Origin of the sequence: Pseudonocardia nigra (genome assembly GCF_019396355.1) — a bacterium.
Taxonomy (GTDB): Bacteria; Actinomycetota; Actinomycetes; order Mycobacteriales; family Pseudonocardiaceae; genus Pseudonocardia; species Pseudonocardia nigra.
In genome coordinates this window covers 1-829 of sequence record NZ_JAHKRK010000530.1, presented here as the reverse complement: position 1 = coordinate 829, position 829 = coordinate 1, and the positions used below count along the sequence as shown (strand labels likewise).

The window sequence follows — 829 nt, the reverse complement described above, 5'->3', positions numbered from 1 at the left end:
CGGGTCGATCTTGTGGTGAGAACTCCCTATCGGGGGACCCCACGCTCTCACCAGCACCGCGCAGATTGTCCGATATGAGCGTGTCGCGCTCACGTCGCGCTACGATCTTGCTGAGATCACCTCACTGCGCGCCGCTCATGCGGTGCTCTTCGACTTCGATGGACCGGTCTGTTCCGTGTTCGCAGGCTTCCCCGCACCGACCGTCGCGTACAGGCTGCGAATGAGTCTGGAAGAGAGGACGGGGAAGCGTTTGGACCTGACCCCGTCGCAGGCAGAAGACCCGCTGGAGGTCCTGCGCCTCGCGCCTACCCTCCTAGGACTCGACCTGGCACGTGTGGCGGACGACCTCCTCACGACGGCTGAAACGACGGCAGCCGACTCGGCCTCGCCCACCCCTGGTGGCGACAGCAGCCTCCGGGCGTCCGCGGCGACGGGACGCCGAGTGGCGATCGTGAGCAACAACTCGGGCGCAGCGGTCCTGGAGTACCTCAGGAAGTACAACCTCTTGCACCTCGTCGGTGACGCGGTCGTGGGGCGAGCATACGGAAAGCCCCACCTGATGAAACCCGATCCGCGCCCGATCGAAGCAGCACTTCGGCTGCTCGGCGTCGAACCCAACGCCGCCGTTCTCGTTGGTGATCCGGTGACCGACATCGAGGCGTCGCGTGCGGCTGGCGTGGCGTGTATCGGCTACGCCAATAAGGGGGTCTTCGAAGTTAACCGGGCTTGGCTGGTCGGAGGGCCGCTCGGATGCTCGCGCAGCGTGATCGTAGGCGTTGGTTGATGGGGTTGCGGAACCCGAAGGCATTGCGGGCTTCGAGCTTGATCA

At 65.1% G+C, this 829-nt stretch carries 1 protein-coding gene; it reads left to right on the top strand.

The features are described from left to right. Window positions 1-142 precede the first annotated feature (142 nt). Window positions 143-784, top strand: coding sequence for an HAD family hydrolase (locus tag KME75_RS42035; RefSeq protein WP_219420641.1), 642 nt, complete (start codon window positions 143-145; stop codon window positions 782-784). The last annotated feature ends 45 nt before the right edge of the window (window positions 785-829 follow it).